The organism is Bacillus sp. JZ39 (assembly GCF_053903145.1).
The window spans coordinates 442,400-458,861 of sequence record NZ_CP096389.1 but is presented as its reverse complement, the minus strand read 5'-3'; the positions used below and the strand labels follow the sequence as shown (position 1 = coordinate 458,861).

Annotated in this window: 18 protein-coding genes; 3 read left to right on the top strand and 15 right to left on the bottom strand. The window is 46.3% G+C overall.

Going from position 1 to position 16,462, the window contains the following annotated elements; translation table 11 throughout:
- Positions 1-40: 40 nt before the first annotated feature.
- From mtlR to pbpC, 3 genes are all read right to left on the bottom strand, one after another.
- Positions 41-2,125 carry a mannitol operon transcriptional activator MtlR gene (mtlR, locus tag M1D65_RS02315; protein WP_369877777.1) on the bottom strand — a complete coding sequence of 695 codons (2,085 nt, stop codon included), beginning with the start codon at positions 2,123-2,125 and terminating at the stop codon, positions 41-43.
- Between the two features lie 185 nt (positions 2,126-2,310).
- Positions 2,311-3,213 (bottom strand): aldo/keto reductase, encoded by a 903-nt coding sequence (locus tag M1D65_RS02310; protein ID WP_032726507.1) that lies wholly within the window; start codon positions 3,211-3,213, stop codon positions 2,311-2,313.
- Between the two features lie 100 nt (positions 3,214-3,313).
- On the bottom strand, positions 3,314-5,320 hold the full coding sequence (gene pbpC / locus M1D65_RS02305; RefSeq protein WP_014478860.1) for a penicillin-binding protein 3: 2,007 nt from the start codon (positions 5,318-5,320) through the stop codon (positions 3,314-3,316).
- A 150-nt stretch (positions 5,321-5,470) separates the two neighbouring features.
- On the opposite strand from pbpC, the gene M1D65_RS02300 reads away from it, so the two are divergent.
- A complete protein-coding gene (locus M1D65_RS02300) occupies positions 5,471-5,758 on the top strand; it encodes an antibiotic biosynthesis monooxygenase family protein (protein WP_014478859.1) in 288 nt (95 codons plus the stop codon).
- 5 nt (positions 5,759-5,763) lie between these two features.
- Here M1D65_RS02300 and M1D65_RS02295 read toward each other — a convergent pair whose 3' ends face one another.
- The 9 genes from M1D65_RS02295 to M1D65_RS02255 form a co-directional block, all read right to left on the bottom strand.
- Positions 5,764-6,009: a YczI family protein gene (locus M1D65_RS02295; RefSeq protein ID WP_003240256.1), complete on the bottom strand. Its 246-nt coding sequence runs from the start codon at positions 6,007-6,009 to the stop codon at positions 5,764-5,766.
- Between the two features lie 172 nt (positions 6,010-6,181).
- Complete coding sequence (gene lipC, locus M1D65_RS02290) at positions 6,182-6,823, bottom strand: spore germination lipase LipC (RefSeq protein ID WP_087614303.1); 642 nt, start codon at positions 6,821-6,823, stop codon at positions 6,182-6,184.
- Between the two features lie 63 nt (positions 6,824-6,886).
- Entirely contained in the window at positions 6,887-7,639 is a 753-nt protein-coding gene (locus M1D65_RS02285; protein ID WP_014478857.1) for an IclR family transcriptional regulator, read from the bottom strand.
- 15 nt (positions 7,640-7,654) lie between these two features.
- Positions 7,655-8,662: a 5-oxoprolinase subunit PxpC gene (gene pxpC / locus M1D65_RS02280; protein ID WP_072175535.1), complete on the bottom strand. Its 1,008-nt coding sequence runs from the start codon at positions 8,660-8,662 to the stop codon at positions 7,655-7,657.
- A 2-nt stretch (positions 8,663-8,664) separates the two neighbouring features.
- On the bottom strand, positions 8,665-9,387 hold the full coding sequence (gene pxpB, locus M1D65_RS02275; protein WP_029317303.1) for a 5-oxoprolinase subunit PxpB: 723 nt from the start codon (positions 9,385-9,387) through the stop codon (positions 8,665-8,667).
- A 44-nt stretch (positions 9,388-9,431) separates the two neighbouring features.
- Positions 9,432-10,205 (bottom strand): putative hydro-lyase, encoded by a 774-nt coding sequence (locus M1D65_RS02270; protein ID WP_172861434.1) that lies wholly within the window; start codon positions 10,203-10,205, stop codon positions 9,432-9,434.
- Between the two features lie 23 nt (positions 10,206-10,228).
- Positions 10,229-11,443, bottom strand: a complete 1,215-nt coding sequence (locus M1D65_RS02265; RefSeq protein WP_003234422.1) for an NRAMP family divalent metal transporter — start codon at positions 11,441-11,443, stop codon at positions 10,229-10,231.
- Positions 11,444-11,457: 14 nt separating this feature from the next.
- Entirely contained in the window at positions 11,458-12,231 is a 774-nt protein-coding gene (gene pxpA, locus M1D65_RS02260) for a 5-oxoprolinase subunit PpxA (protein WP_064671949.1), read from the bottom strand.
- Between the two features lie 205 nt (positions 12,232-12,436).
- Positions 12,437-13,186, bottom strand: coding sequence for a phosphoglycolate phosphatase (locus M1D65_RS02255; RefSeq protein WP_003234424.1), 750 nt, complete (start codon positions 13,184-13,186; stop codon positions 12,437-12,439).
- A gap of 132 nt (positions 13,187-13,318) precedes the next feature.
- Here M1D65_RS02255 and M1D65_RS02250 point away from each other — a divergent pair, with 132 nt between their 5' ends.
- Positions 13,319-13,483, top strand: a complete 165-nt coding sequence (locus M1D65_RS02250) for a hypothetical protein (RefSeq protein ID WP_003234425.1) — start codon at positions 13,319-13,321, stop codon at positions 13,481-13,483.
- A 32-nt stretch (positions 13,484-13,515) separates the two neighbouring features.
- On the opposite strand, the gene M1D65_RS02245 is transcribed toward M1D65_RS02250, so the two are convergent.
- On the bottom strand, positions 13,516-13,908 hold the full coding sequence (locus M1D65_RS02245) for a 3-hydroxyacyl-ACP dehydratase FabZ family protein (protein WP_161621351.1): 393 nt from the start codon (positions 13,906-13,908) through the stop codon (positions 13,516-13,518).
- An 85-nt stretch (positions 13,909-13,993) separates the two neighbouring features.
- Between M1D65_RS02245 and M1D65_RS02240 the strand changes: the two genes are divergently transcribed.
- Complete coding sequence (locus tag M1D65_RS02240; RefSeq protein ID WP_031315645.1) at positions 13,994-14,602, top strand: dienelactone hydrolase family protein; 609 nt, start codon at positions 13,994-13,996, stop codon at positions 14,600-14,602.
- Positions 14,603-14,670: 68 nt separating this feature from the next.
- Here the strand turns inward: M1D65_RS02240 and sipU are convergent, their stop codons facing one another.
- Both sipU and M1D65_RS02230 read right to left on the bottom strand, forming a co-directional pair.
- The gene (gene sipU, locus M1D65_RS02235; protein ID WP_021481743.1) at positions 14,671-15,234 is read right to left on the bottom strand and encodes a signal peptidase I sipU; all 564 of its coding nucleotides are present in this window, start codon (positions 15,232-15,234) and stop codon (positions 14,671-14,673) included.
- A gap of 133 nt (positions 15,235-15,367) precedes the next feature.
- Positions 15,368-16,432: a tartrate dehydrogenase gene (locus M1D65_RS02230; RefSeq protein WP_003234436.1), complete on the bottom strand. Its 1,065-nt coding sequence runs from the start codon at positions 16,430-16,432 to the stop codon at positions 15,368-15,370.
- Positions 16,433-16,462 lie beyond the last annotated feature (30 nt).

Genomic DNA, 16,462 nt, shown 5'->3' with positions numbered 1-16,462 from the left:
GAAAAACACACGCCAAATTTTTGACGTGTGCCATGCAGGTTTACAGTATGTTTTTTTCTTTCATCCATGTGAAAAATATGCGGTTTAACCGCTGATACAATTCTTGTTCTCCTTCTTCCTGAAACCCCGCCATGCTTTCTCCGCTCTCGATAATTGCCGAGCTGATCGCGCTTAAAATCTCCGAGCCTTCAGCAGATAATGAGTTAGGCGCCATCATGACGAGAATGCGTGTCATCCTGAGGGTATTTCCGTCCATGCCATCCACTTCATAGGAGGTGCTGAGATCAAACATTTTGAAAAAAGGCAGGACGATTTCATCATTTTTGAGATGATAAAGCGCCATGTTTGTTCCGGGGATTCCCAATCCTCCTTGTTTCTCCCGCTCAGCCAGGCAAACCGCGGCTTTTTCCGGATCACGGATCAGGCCATCTTTCTTCAGCTGTTGAAAAAGCTCTAGCAGAAGCATGCTATGGTCCGGGTTTGTTTTGAGTGGAGCTAGCGTAAAATGGCGCAGAACATCTTGGATAACCTCCATATACCGCCCTATGCTTTCCGCCGCCTCTAGCATGTCAGGTACATCAGCTTGCTGCGCCTCTTCCTTCGGGCTTCTTTTTTTGTTAAGAATAAGGGGAATCTTCCGCTTGATATACTGCTTAACCTGGTTTGCGTCTTCCTCATTTAATAGCGGGCTGACCATGATGTAATCAATGTTTTCATAAGGAATCGGTACAGTGGACACAATCATATCATAGGCTTGAACATCCTTCCCCTTTAGCTCGATCAGAGATGACATATCAAACGATTCAATTTCCGGCAGCTCTTTTTTCAGTCTGGAGGCAAGCATTTTCGAGGAGCCGATCCCGCTTGAGCAGACGACAAGCGCTTTCACTTTTGCTTCTTCTTTTTTGATTTCAAGAGCCGAGCCAAAGTGAAGAACGATAAAAGCGATTTCATCATCAGAAAAGGACATGCCCGGAAAATACTTTTCGACGCCTTCTTCGATCGCCATATAAAGCAGAAAATAATCGCGCTTGATCTGTTCCTTCATCGGATTGTATATCTCAATATTTTCTTTTATGCGGCTGACGGCCGGCTCCAAATGGGCAATCAAGCCTTCATATAAAGAGTAGTTTTTCGTCAGATCCATTCTGATTTTGTCTGAAATAAAAGCAATGAGCCGCTTTGTTTGCAGGGCTGTTTCCAGCTCAATTTCCTGCGCTTTGTATTCTGTTTTGTATTTTCGATTGGCGCTTCGAAGATGGATTGTAATATAGCCGACCTCCGCCTCTGGAATCGTCACGCCGAAGGCACGTTCAAGCTCGCCCGCGATTTCAAGAGCGGAGCTGTATTCCTTCGCATTCTTCAGTTCCTCAAGCTCATTTTGCTCCATGGTGATAGTTTCCCCAAGCTTAATTCGTTCGATCGCATACGTCAGATGGACGACGAGCGCTATATAGGAGCTGTCGGACAATGAAAAAGCGATTTTTTCTTTGAGCTGAAATAAGATGCGCTCCATTTTTAACAGCTCGCCTTTGCTGACAACCCCGAACATTTTCTCTGAAGAATCGGTTTTTCCTTTGATGTTTAATTCAACCGCTTCCAAAAACATTTGGATGTCGAGACGGTTCACAATCAAGTTGCCGACAATTTTCCGTTTCGCATTCTCCGGCCCTATGAGCTGGATGCCAAAACCTCTTTTGCGGATCAGTGTCAGTCCGAAGGGAGAAATCCACTTCTCGAGCTCATCTAAGTCATAGCTGACCGTGGCATTCGTCACCTGGAGATCATGAGCAAGCGTGTACAGTTTGACGGGCTCCTGAGACTCTAATAACGAACAAAGAATGAGCAGTTTCCGTTCGTCGGCGCTGTATTCATGCTGTTCATATGATAAATCAGTAAGCAGCTTTTGTTTATCTTCGGGACTTCCCACTGCTTTCAACCCTTTACCGGGCTGTTTATCTAACGTAAGCCCCACGGTTTCCATCAGCGGTTTAATTGATTTGAGTTCCCTGTGAATGGTTCTCGTGCTGACTTGCATCAGCTCAGCAAGCTCAGTTACTGTTATATATCTGTTTTGTAATAATAAGTGCTTTAACAGCTTTTGTTCTCTGGCAGTCATATACATAAAAAAGACCTCCTAGACTATCTTGATGTGCGGATGAAGTCGCAAGGAGATGCAGTAGAGGATATAGAGAGGTTTCCCTTTAATATAAAACGCTTTCAAGAAAGAATCAATCACTTATAAATGGTAATTTGGCACTATGCGGTGTGACAATATTGAAAAAGCATCAGCTGGTAAGCTGATGCTTTTTATGGAATATCGTAACCCTGTACGGCTGTAAAAATGCGGAACCATTGATCCTGGTCAAGCTTGTATGACAACGCATTTATCGCGGCGGAAATCCGCTCACGCTTTCCGCTTCCGACAATCGGCATGATGCCGGCCGGATGCGTGAACAGCCATGCGTACATGACCTCGTCCAATGAAGCAGCGCCGATTTCCCCTTGGACGGATTCAAGCGCCGTGCGGACACGCTGGTCTTTATCCGTGTTTCCAGTGAATACTTTGCCGCCTGCCAGAGGCGACCAAGCCATCGGCGGAATCCGTTTTTCCTGGCACAGGTTCAAAGTGCCGTCGAGCACATTTTCTAATTCATAAGCGGAAAGCTCAATCTGGTTGGTCACAAGCTTCTCGGGCAAATACGATTCCAGCATTCGATACTGGTGATCTTTAAAATTTGAAACGCCAAAGTACCTGACCTTGCCAGAGCATTTCAAGGCCTGAAACGCCTCTGCTACCCCCTCCGGATCCATGAGCGGGTCCGGTCTGTGAATCAACAGCACATCGATATAATCCGTCCTAAGGTTCATAAGCGATTGCTCAACGGATGCCAAAATATGCGATTTGCTTGTGTTATAATGATGCGATCTGTGAGCAGGCCGTTCAGGCGATTCAAGAACGATACCGCATTTTGTGACCAGCTCTATGTTTTCTCTTAATCCAGGCGAAAGGGCAAGGGCGTTTCCAAACAGCTTTTCGCACGTATAGCCTCCATAAATATCCGCATGATCAAAGGTCGTGATGCCGTGATCGATACACCATTCAATGAGGCTCAGAAGTTCAGCATCTGAATAGTTCCATTCATTCAGCCGCCAAAGCCCGTGTATGACTCTTGAAAATTGAAGATCCTCCGCCAATTGAATACGCTGCATGCAAAATCCCTCTTTTCTTTGTATAAACCGGGTTTTGCCCCTTACTAGTTCATTCGGCCTCAGATCCCCTTTTTCCTTTCGCTCCTTTTAAAAAGACATTTTAATTCGATTGAAATTGCTTTTTCGCTTTCTCAACGACATAGTGGCTGCCGCCGCGGTCCTGCACATTTTGGATCATCATGGCGACAAGCAGGTCTTTGTTTTTGTAATCGTAGCCGACAAACCAGCCATTTTCCGTGCCGTCTTTATCATCTTTTGATGTTTTCAGCTCGGCTGTTCCTGTTTTCCCGGCCACTGTGATTCCTTTCACGACAGGCTGATACGCTGATCCGCGCTCATCTTCCACAACGCCTTTCAGACCTTTTGTAATGTCTGCTGCTCCTTCCTTGGTGACCACTTGCTTGTGCCAAACATCAGCTGTTTGTGAATCTTTTTTGATCAGCGTCGGTTTGACAAGGTCTCCATTGTCAACAAATGGCGTGTAAGCAGTTGCCAAGTGAAGCGGAGACATTTGCATTTGCCCTTGTCCGTAGCCTGTATCCGCAAGCAAAATGTCTGAATCAAGCTTGTCATTTGCAATAGACGATTTCTGGATCGGGAATTCGTACGGAACGTCCTCTGAAAAACCGAATGTTTTTAAGCCTTTTGTGAAGGTGTCCGCTCCCATATCAAGCGCATTCTGGGCAAAATAAATATTGTCTGACGTAATAAGGGCGTTTTCCAAATCGACTTGTTGAAGTCTCTCAGACACACGTGTCACTGAATAGCCGCCCCAGCTCGAATCTTTTTGCCACTCCTTGCCTTTGATTGTTTTCTTCTCATCGGCTTTAAGGGTGCCGTTTTTGATTCCAATAGCAGCCGCAATCGGTTTAATGGTAGAACCTGGCGCGTATGTCTTATTGAATTTCGCTGAAAACGGATTGTTTTTATCTTTGTTTAGCTTTTTCCATTCCTTATCGCTCCAGCCGAAAATAAATCCGTTTGGATCGTAGGAAGGCGCGCTGACAAGGGCGAGTGTTTCGCCTGTCTTCGGCTGCAGCGCGACTGCCGCCCCGCTGTCATCCTTCAGTTCATCATACAGCTTCGTTTGCGTTTTGATATCAATTGTGAGGTGAAGATCCTCGCCGTCCTTTGCTTTCTTTTCAGCGATGACTTCCCCGGTTTGCGGCACGTAGATTTTCCAGCCAGTTGTGCCTCTTAGCTTGTCTTCATACACATTTTCAAGTCCGGCGATACCGATGTTAGACGTATCGCTGTACGTTCCTTCTTTCTTTTTCTTCAGTTCTTCCGCTGTAATGGCGCGGACATAGCCTGTCAAATGGGCTGTCTTTTCGCCATACGGATAGTAGCGGGAGCTGACATTCGTTCTTGTTACGCCTTGTAATGACGTCGCTTCTGAAACTAACTTCTCCTGGTCAGGCTTGACCTTTTTGAGCGGCACAAACGAATCGTCTTTTACCCAGCCTTGATCCAGCTTTTTCTTGATGTCGTCTTCAGTCAAATCAAGTTTTTTGGCGAGTTCTTTTATAACTTTCTCTTTTTTATCGCCAAGCTCTCCGGGAACAATTCCAATTTCCGGAACATCTGTATTGACAGCTAAACCTTTTCCATTTTTATCGTAAATTTGGCCTCGTTTCGGTTCAATGCTCATAATTTGCACGGTTTTGTCGTCAGCCAGCTGCTTGAAAATAAACGATGGGTCCCAATCTATATTCCATGACTCCTCGTCATCTGTTTTTTCTAATTTCAGCACAGCAGTATTCTTGAAGCTGACTTTGCCGGCATTTGTGTTCATGCTGACTTTATACGGGATATGTTTCATTGTCTTGTTGTCTTGATCGTCCTTATCTACTTCTCCCGCAGTGACTTTCAAATTTTTTACGCCGGCCTGCTCATAGATGGCTTTATACCTGTTGACGAAATCTTTTTTGGAGATTTCTTTTTTCACATCTTTAGTCAGGCTTTGATACATGTCATCGAATTGCTGATCGTTCCACTGTTTCACGAATGCTTCCATGCGATCCTCTGGTGAATCTGTTTTGGAGCATCCGATTAACCCAATCAATCCGACGCATAGAAATACTAGTAGAATACACTTTTTTAACATGACTTTCCCCTGCCTTCCACTTGTTATTTTCTCTTAATTGAATTGGTGCGTGCAAGATTTTTTTGAAAATGAAGGAAAAGTTCACCGATTTTGCAGAAATCTCCTATCGTTTGCTGTAGACTATTTGAAAAGACAGAAAGAAGGGATAGCATGGTCAGAGAGGCAGCAATGCTTCACATTAAAGAAGGCCTTGAACAAGAGTTTGAGGATGCATTCCGGCAAGCGGCGCCGATTATTTCCGGCATGAAGGGCTATATCACTCACTCGTTATCAAAATGCATGGAGGAAACGCATAAATATCTGCTTCTTGTGGAGTGGGAAACACTTGAGAACCATACGGAAGGCTTTCGCGGTTCTTCAGAGTATCAAGAGTGGAAAGCCTTGCTTCATCGATTCTATACCCCGTTCCCGACGGTCGAGCATTTTCAGGATGTGTAATAGATTTATATAATATGAAGTGTAAAACCGATAAGGGAGACAGACCATACAAAAACGGCGGTATAAATATTAAAAGCGCCTGAGCCGTCATTTTCTTTTTTGCGTTCTTCAAGCCCCTGCATAAACATGACCGCGCCAAGAAAGACGAGCATGACCGATTGGATAACAGAGGTGTGTTCCGTATAGTTAAAAGCAATAAGCGCCAGTATAATAATGATAACCGCAAAAGACATTTTAAAAATCCGAAACAAAAGGACCATCCTTCCTTATATACGAAATATTGAACGTTATGGCTATATTTGCCTACGTCCTCCATTATTCTAGCGCACTTTGTTTGTCTGTAGAACAGAAGACAGAGAATTTTAAGTTTCTTTTAATATTTCGATCACACATAAAAAACGCGCCTGTCATGAGGCGCGTTTTCTATGAAACTGATAATTCTTTATAGCCTAGCTTGTGAACGGCTTCAGCCATCGCTTGATAGCCTTTGCAGTTCGGATGGACACCGTCAAAGGACAGATATTCCCGCTCCTTGCCTTTGAAGATACTATAGGCATCTGCGATTTTGACATGGGGTGCTGATGCAAGTGTTTCTAAATGTGAATTAAAGGATGTGATCCATTTGCCGGCGATTTCAATGCCTGGAAACGGATTGTATAAGTTGAACACTCGGATGGCGTACGGGGAAGGATTTTCTCCTTTAATCTCGGCGATTTTGGCAATCATCTTTTCAAAATTCTCATGGCAATGGGCGGATACACGGCTGAAAATCGTTTCATCCTTAGAGGTTTGGTAGGCTAAGACCGAATCGATGAGATCGTTTCCGCACCCTGTGATCGTTATCATATCAGCATCTCGAATGCATTTTTGCACATAGGGATATGAGAGGAGTCCCAAAATCTCTTCTGTATTCAGGCCTGATCTGGCAAATATGTTTATTGCCGTTCTTGTTTTCAAGTCAGCTTCCATCATGTCCCCAAAACGCTGGACGAAGCCGGGTGAAAACAGCCCGGAGCCTCTCCCTGTCGTCAAGGAATCGCCCAGAGCTGTATATCGAAGCACCATGTTCTTTCCTCCACTCTTGAACGTCGATACGTTAATGTACGCAGCAGAGAAAAGATTGGCTACTTATGTATATCCTATTTTTCTTGAAATCTGTAAAGCGGCGTCCTTCACCTTTTCTGTTAAATAGGGCAGCCTGTCTTCTGTAAATCTCGCTTCAAAGCCTGCAATGCTAATGCCGGCTGCCACCTGACGCTTATGGTTAAAGATCGGGGCGCCGATCGCCGCCGTATAGTTTTCGAGCTCTGAATAGCTGACAGTATAGCCATTTTGCACAGAGGCATCAATCTCCTGAAGCAGTTTTTCGGGATCGGTAATCGTTCCGGAGCCAATCGAAATGAGCTCGGTTTGTTTGATGTATGCTTCGATTTCTTCACGGGGAAGAAAGGACAGAATGCTTCTGGCGCACGCTCCCGCGTATAGGGGGGAACGCCTGCCGATCGCCGTATACAGCCGCACAGTCTGTGTCCCTTCTATTTTCTCAACGTATATCGCTTCATTGCCGTCCCTCATGATCAACTGCACGGCCTCATCCACTTCCCGGCACAGCTCTTCCATCACCGGTTTCGCTATTTTTCTGATATCCAGCCTGTCAGCGACAAGCTGTCCGAATTCCAAAAACACCAATCCCAGCGAATAAGCGCCGGACGCATCCCGACTGAGGAACCCCATTTCCTCCAAGGAGCTGACCATCCGGTGAACAGAGGTCTTCGGCATTCCCGTCAGCGACACCAGTTCACTTAAGGTTAGGCTTGGTTTATGCAAAAACAAATTAAGCAGCGCCATAGATTTGACTACGGTTTTATTTTTATTCTGCATCATTCATCCCCTTTGCTATGTCAGCCATTCCATCTTCATTCTCGTTTTCAGTTCTTTTATATGCTGTTCCCGTTCTACCGCAAGCGCTTCTGCCTCCTGGAGGGACACAGGCTCAAACTGAACGTGCTCGCCCGGCATGATTTGGGAAACAATCGGAAGATCAGCGGATATGATGTGCGCGATCCTCGGATAGCCGCCAGTCGTCTGCCGGTCTGCAAGCAGGATAATCGGGTTGCCGTCAGGCGGCACCTGAACTGTTCCGAATGAAACCGCTTCCGACACCATCTCAAGCGGGGCCTTCAGTTCGAGCGGTTCTCCTTTGAGCCTGTAGCCCATACGGTCGGACTGCGGCGTGACACGAAATGCTTCTTCATAAAAACGCGTTTTTGATTCTTCTGTGAAAAAGGCAAATTGCTTTCCTTCCAGCACCCGAATGACGGGATTCTTCTTCAATGGCAGAAATCTGCCGCGGCTGACTGACCACTTCGGTGCTGCAAATCCCTGTTTTCCAAGCTGCGAACTTAAGCGGGTAAGGATGGTTTGCGAAAGAGCTGACATCTCTCCAATGTTCAGTTCATCTTCTTTTTGAAGCGCTCTGCCATGGAGTCCGCCAATGCTTCCTCTGACGTATGTGCTTTTACTTTCCATGACGGCAGGCACCTCAATGCCGCCAGCTGCCGCCAAATAAGCACGGCTGCCGAGTTTGCAGGGGCCAAAGCTGACCGTGCTGTTTTCCTTGATGAGCACAGGCTTCCATAAAGGCGCTTCCTCGTCATTAATACGCAGCGTGAAGTCCGCCCCTGTCACAGCAATCAGTGTCTGTTTTGAAAAATGAAACGACGGACCGGGCCCCATCATCGTTATTTCGAGACCTGCTTCATTTTCGCCGTTTCCTATCAACAGATTGGCAATGCGCAGTGAAACCGTGTCCATAGCGCCGCTGGCCAGAACGCCGTATTTTTGGTAACCCGTTCTGCCTATATCCTGAACCGTTGTGAGCAGTCCGGGCTTTAATACTTTCATGCTCAATTGGACTCCTCCTTATAGGCGTGATAGTCTTTTTCTGAGATGCGAACGAATTTCACAGTATCTCCCGCCCGCAGCAATGTCGGCGGGTTTTCCTGCGGCCGGAAAAGAGCCAGCGGCGTTTTGCCGATCAGCTGCCAGCCGCCCGGCGTTGAAATCGGATAAACGCCTGTCTGCAATCCCGCAATACCGACCGAACCTGCGGGAATCGACGGTCTTGGCGATGATTTTCTCGGAGCTGCAATGCGTTTTGACATCCCGCCTAGAAAAGGAAAACCGGGCGCGAAGCCAAGCATATACACCACATATTCACCGTTTGTATGAATGTCGATTACTTCCTCCGGTGACAGTTGATTGATCTTCGCCACCTCTTCTAAATCCGGACCGAATTCACCGCCATAGCAAACGGGAATTTCTACAATACGGCGGTTGACCTCATAGTCTTCGGCTATTTCTACCAGCCGCTCTTCGACATCGCGCTTGACCTTCTCAAAAGGTGAGCTTATGCCTTGAGGCAAATGCTTGTACACTTCATACATATCATAAAATACGGTTAGACTTGTAAAAGCCGGGATACATTCAATGAATCCCGGAAATGGCTGTTCTTCTATATAAGCGGCCGCGGCATGGACAATGCCGTTGACCTGTTCATTGATTTCTTCTCCGAATCGGATCATCATTGCAGAATCACCGAGCTGTTCGATTTGATATCGTACAGTCATCTTTCTCACCTCTTTTATTTCTCGTTCATCAGGATGACGAGAGGTTACAGCACCGCAAGCGACTCGTCTCGAATATCTGTGATGAGCATATGCCCCGGCGCATGTGTGATGACCATTTCAGGCTTTACATTCATAGCCACGGCTTGCGGGGTCACCCCGCATGCCCAAAAAACAGGAACCTCGCCGTCACGAATGGGAACGGCATCTCCGAAATCCGGTTTCCCGAGATCGCGAATCCCGATTGCTCCCGGATTGCCAATATGGATCGGCCCTCCGTGCACAGCCGGAAAACGCGAGGTCACTTGTGCAGCACGTACAGCCAGCCGTTCAGGAACCGGCCTCATGCTGACAACCATCTGTCCGTGAAACGCCCCCGCCGGAACACAATCGATATTCGTTTTATACATCGAGACGTTTGTCCCCTCATCAATATGCCGGACAGCTATCCCATTATTGATCAGTGCCTGTTCAAAGGAGAAACTGCATCCGATCAGAAAGCCGACAAAATCGTCCTCCCAGTATGGCGTAATATCAGATACTTCTTCCGTTAGGATACCGCGCCTGTAAATACGGTATTTCGGAAAGTCAGTTCTGATATCAGCATCAGGCGCAGCCAGAGACGGCACAGGCGAACCTGCTTCAGTCACATCCAGCACGGGGCAGGGCTTTTGATTTCGCTGGCAAAACAGCAGAAAATCAAAAGCAGAGTCCTTTTTCAAAACCACAAGATTCGCTTGGGCGTAGCCGCCGGACATGCCTGCGGTCGGCCCGTTTATTGTCCCCTCTCGTATCAGGGCGCGTACATCCTTTGGCGCCATTTTGTTTAATTGCTCCACTTATATCAGCTCCACAATTGAGGAAGTTGTGTACATAACGTGTAGATTCCCATAACTGCCATTACAATCACTACAAGCGCGCCTGTGCTTGTCAGCCAAAGCGGATGTTTATAATCACCGACAATGTTTTTCTTGTAGGCGGCAACAAGCAGCGTTCCGAGCGCAATCGGCAGAATTAAGCCGTTCAGTGAACCGACAAGGACGAGGATCTTCGCAGGCTGGCCGATTGTGACAAAAGCTAACGTAGAAACCACAATAAATCCGATAATAATACCGCGTGAATTCTTTTCAATTTTTGGAGAAAAGGTTTTAAAAAATGAAACAGATGTATAGGCTGCTCCAATAACAGACGTAATCGCCGCAGACCACATGATCAATCCGAAAATTTTATAACCGACATTTCCAGCAGCCAGCTTGAAGACAGAAGCCGCCGGGTTGCTTTCATCGATGTGCAGGCCTTTCGATACAACGCCTAGAACCGCAAGAAAAAGAGCGATACGCATGACAGATGTAATTAAAATGCCGACAACCGAGCTCTTTGTCACCTGCGGAATGGATTCCTTTCCTTTAATTCCGGCATCAAGCAAACGGTGTCCTCCGGCAAATGTGATATAACCGCCGACGGTTCCGCCCACTAGGGTGACAATGGCAAATATGCTGATGTGTTCCGGGACGAATGTATTTGCGACTGCCTGTCCGACCGGAGGAGCTGTCGTCGCCGCAACGTAGACCGTTAAAATAATCATCACGAACCCCGCGATTTGCGTAAAACGGTCCATCGCTTTTCCTGCTTCCTTGATGACAAAAATCAAAATGGCGATAACGGCACTGATTAAAGCGCCTGTTTCAGGTGTAATGCCGAACAGCACCTGAAGTCCCAGCCCGGCCCCTCCGATATTCCCAATATTAAAAGCTAGTCCGCCAAGCACGACGAGAATGGCGATGAAATACCCCAGTCCGGGAAGCACCATATTCGCAATTTCCTGACCTCGTTTTCCAGAAACTGCGATGATGCGCCACACATTGGTTTGGGCGAAAATATCTAAAATAATAGAGATTAAGATGACAAAACCGAAGCTTGCTGCGAGTGTGTTTGTGAATGTTGCGGTTTGGGTGAGGAAACCCGGTCCGATTGCTGATGTCGCCATTAAAAAGGCGGCGCCCATCAACAATGACCAGCTGCCCGCTTTTTTTCCTGCTGTCTTTTTCTGCTGCTCCATCTATTGTTCCTCCTTTATGTTGACCTCTGTTCTGAAATAGCTGTCACTTCAATTTCAGCCGCTTTGAGCTGTTTTCTGATTTTTTGCGCAAATGTCAGCGCATGGGCTCCATCTCCATGAATGCAGACTGTATCTGCTTTTAATGACACATCATGTCCTTGCTGAGATTTGACCGCCCCTTCTTTCACCATTTTGATGACCTGGGTGACGGCGGCATCATCACTTTCAATGAGTGCGTCCGGCTGGGAGCGCGGTGTCAGCGTGCCGTCCGATTGGTATGTTCTGTCGGCGAACACTTCATTTGCGGTCTGAAGTCCGATCCGTTCTCCCGCTTTTACAAGCTCACTCTCAGCAAGACCGAAAAGAATCAGGCCTGGATCAATCTTATAGACAGCTTTCGCGATAGCATCCGACAGTTTTTGATCGACTGCCGCCATATTGTATAAAGCGCCATGCGGCTTGACGTGCTGCATGTGAAGTCCCTCTGCTTTTAAAAAGCCAGAGAGCGCGCCAATTTGATAAACGACAAGATCATACGCTTCCTCAGGAGAAATCGCCATATTGCGGCGCCCAAAACCGAGTAAATCCGGCAAACCCGGATGCGCACCGATTTTTACGCCTTTTTCCGCTGCAAGCGCGACGGTTTTTCGCATAACACTAGGATCTCCTGCATGAAATCCGCATGCGATATTCGCTGATGTCACATACTCTAAAATATCTTGGTCAAGACCTATCTTGTAGGCTCCGAAGCTTTCTCCTAAATCACAGTTTAAATCAATCTGAAACACAGAATCCCTCCTGCCAAAGCAAACGATATGCTTTATGTCATTTATTGTCCCGAAATTCGGAATGACTATTCCGAATTTTTGAACTTTATTTCATTATAAGTGAATCATATCAGTTTGTGAAATACTTTTGTCAGAAAACCTACCATGGTCCCAGAAGAAAACCTGCCAAACTAAAAAAGAGAGTCCATCTTAGGACTCTCTTTTTTTATAGTACCCAATGGCGAATCGCTTTAGCGACACCATCCTCAATATTTGTATCCGTGATATAATCAGCCGTTTCTTTTACGATGTCTTGCGCATTGCCCATTGCGACGCCAAGACCCGCTTCTTTGATCATCGCAATGTCATTAAGGCTGTCGCCCATCGCCATCACATTCTCCATTGTAAAGCCGAGTTTTTCCGTAACCTTGGCAAGGGCTGCAGCTTTGTTGATGCCAAGCGCGTTGACTTCAATGTTTGTCGGACTTGAATTTGTGATTTCGAGCTCTTTGTTTTTTCTCAGCTCCTCAAGCACTTCGTTTCGGATATCGTCATCCTCAATGTCAAAGCCGAATTTGAGCCATTCATGATCCGTAATGTTTTCCGGAAACTCGCCTCTCCATACTTTATTCACCGTAGAAGCCCAGAAATTAGTGTTGTGCTTATTCCGCAAATCCCACATCATTTGAATATGATCCGTATGAAGCAGCTTCCGTTCCACCAAATTAAAATTCGAATCCCAAATTTCACTGCCGTTTGCCGTGATTAGAAAGGATGACAGCTTTAGCGATTCCGCCAGCTCCCGGCACGTCATCAGCGTCCGGCCCGTGCTGATCACCACATACACACCTTTATCCTCCGCTTCACGAATGGCTTTGCGGTTTTCATCCGAGATCAGCTGCTCGTCGTTCAGCAGTGTACCATCCATATCAATTGCGATCAGCTTGATATCTACATCTTCTCTTTGAACAGACATATATGTACCTCTCTTTATCTTTTTGTTGTGCTTCTCTCTATTCTAATACATTATACCCAGCGGGACAAAAAAGCGATTTCCTATGTTTGAGGAGAATGGATAAGAGGAAAACAAACGGTGAGGTGATCAAACATGACAGAAAAAAAACAGCAAAACAAACCAAATGAAAACCCCGAGCACAACGACTTAACCGATCCGATTCCTAATGAAGAGCTGAAGGAAAATATGAATGATGAAAAACACAAACGCCAGCAAAGAGATAACTCTCAAAGCGAACGGGATTACGACACAAAATAGAACCCCTCACAAAATGTTGTGAAGGGTTTTTTTCATTTTTCAATATAGATGCCGATTTCAGCTTCAGCAACAGGCTGCTCTCCAACTGACGCCTTGGCATGTCCGAACACAAACCCGCGCCGATTGCGCTGGACTTCAAACGTAAGATCAAGCCGGTCACCAGGCACAGCTTCTCCCAGCTTTTCCGCTTTCTTCACCGAAGACAATAATCCCAAGCTGTTCTCATCTGTAATTCCTGTAAAAGCCGCGGTTTGCGCAAGCGCTTCAATCACAAGTGAAAACGGCATTTCTGTTTGCGTATCAGTAATAAACCAATCGTTCTCACTAATCAGCTTATAAGCTGCCGCATGTTTGCCGGGCTCGCTGTCCGTCACGCCATCAATAAACAAAAATGGATAGCGGTGAGGCAAAGATAATGAGTTCATTTTATATCTCCTTTTTTTGACCATTATATCTCAGCCTAAAGTGAAACGATAGGATATAATGGAAAAAACACAAAAGGAGGCCGTTATGTCCCCAAAACCGCTTGTCATTCTCGTACACGAAATATACGGTGTAAACAGCCATATGAAAAAGATGGGCCGGCTGATCAAAATGGCTGGATATGATGTGTTGACGCCCAACCTGCTCGGCGAGGATGAAGTCTACACACTGCAAGAAGAAAAAACGGCATACGAACAATTTACAAAACACGAACGGCTGAAAACGGGAGAAACCATCATCCAGAATTTGATCAGACAAAACGCCGGACGGCACATCTTTGTGATTGGATTCAGCGTGGGGGCTACTATCGCATGGAAATGCAGCAGTATGCCTGAGGTGAGCGGATCGGTTTGTTATTACGGTTCCCGGATACGCGACTCTCTTCATCACGTGCCAGCCTGCCCGGTCCTATTGTTTTTCCCTAATTATGAGCCGTCGTTTGACGTAGCGCTTCTTATCAAAAAACTGCGGGAAAAACAGCATACCCATCTTGAGATTTATCAATTCGATGCGCTTCACGGCTTCGCCAATCCTGATTCTGTTTATTTCAACAGGGCCCTTTTCTTCAAAACGCTCTCTATCATAAAAAACGGGGCGGAAAAACGGCTCCGCCCTGTTTCATCAGAAATTTTTTAATCGCTTACAGCGCTTTATTATCGCGTGTTTTGGTTCCGTACGTTCCATGTTCTTTGTTGCACTGAGTTTTATTTTGCCTGTCTCATCTCACCGAATGGATAAAAGACGAGAGATTCAGTACCGATGATATCGTCCTCAGAAGGCATGCCCATTCCGTTTCTGCTATCCAGTGAATTGAGACGGTTATCTCCCATCACAAAATATTTACCGGTAGGAACCTCAACCTCGAAGTCACCCGTTAAGGTTACACCCGACTCTTTGACCTCCTGTTTATATTCCTTTAAGTATGGTTCTTCCACCTTTTTATCATTTATGTATAGCTGATCATTTTTCATTTTAATGCTGTCACCAGGCAAACCGATTAAACGTTTGACAAATGAGCGGCCGCTCTTTTTGTCATGAATGACTATGATGTCGCCTCTGTGAAACCCGCCAGTCCATTTGACTGCTTTATCAACCAGTATTCTTTCTGAGTCTTTAAGCGTTGGGGCCATTGATGATCCTTCAATAAGAAAAGGCTTGTAAAACACCAATCTGATCGTAAAAATGAGAGCTGCGATCATAATGATACTGAGTATAACGATCGTTGTGATTTTTCTTTTTTTCTTTAACGTGATTGTTTTTGCATTCAACTTCCTTCACCCGATGCTTTCCTAATAATTCCAAATTATTATACAGCATTTGGATCTGCTTGGTTAGACTTTCGTGGAAATTTTCGTAAGGAAATGGACAGGCCCGGGCAGCCATCTGCCCCGGCCTGATTCATCAGAGCTTTCTTAAGCGCGAACAGATTTCATCAGTGACCTCAGCCGTTGTGCTTTGTCCCCCAATGTCGCGTGTTTTGATGCCGTCGGCAGTCACTTGCTCCATTACATCCAGAATTTTCGCCCCCAGCTCTTCCTCTCCGAAGTGGTCGAGCATCAGCTTCGCTGTCCAAATCTGGCCAATCGGATTGGCAAGGCCCTGTCCGGCAATGTCAGGAGCTGAGCCGTGAACCGGTTCAAACATGGACGGATATTTGCCGGATGGATTGATGTTCGCAGAAGGCGCAATGCCGATGCTTCCCATCAGGCTTGAGCTGATGTCGGTTAAAATATCACCGAACAAGTTGCTCGCCACAATGACATCAAACGTTTCCGGACGCGTCACAAAAAAAGCGGCCAGCGCATCAATATGCTGAGATGATGTTTCGATTCCGCTATAATCAGCGGCTGTCTGCTGAAAGACTTCATCCCAAAACGGCATCGCATGATAAATGCCGTTAGACTTTGTGGCGCTTGTCACATGGCTGCGCCGTTTTTTCGCCAATTCGAAGGCAAAGCGCATGACACGTTCTGTCGCTTTTCTCGTAAACACGGCATTCTGGATGGCGATTTCATCATCGCCTCTGTGAATGCGCCCGCCGACTTCACTGTATTCACCTTCACTGTTCTCGCGAATCACCACGAAGTCAAAATCATTTGGATGCAGAAGCGGCGACGTAATGCCTGCCATTTGTTTGGCGGGTCTCATATTAATGGAAAGCTCAAGCTCCCTCCGGATTTTCAGCAGCAGTCCCCATAACGATATATGATCGGGAACCAGCTTCGGATTTCCGACGGCTCCCAAAAAAACCGCTTCAAATTGAGTAAGCGTATGTATTCCATCTTCGGGCATCATTTTGCCGTGCTCCAAGTAATAATCACAGCTCCATGGAAAAGCCGTGAATGAGAATGACAAACCTCCGTGTACCTCAGCGGCTGTATGAAGCACTTTCTCAGCAGCCGCTACAACCTCTTTTCCTACTCCGTCTCCCGGTATTGCCGCAATCTCGAATTGTTTCATCGTCATTCTCCTTCCCTGTTTTCGTAAGCGCTTTCT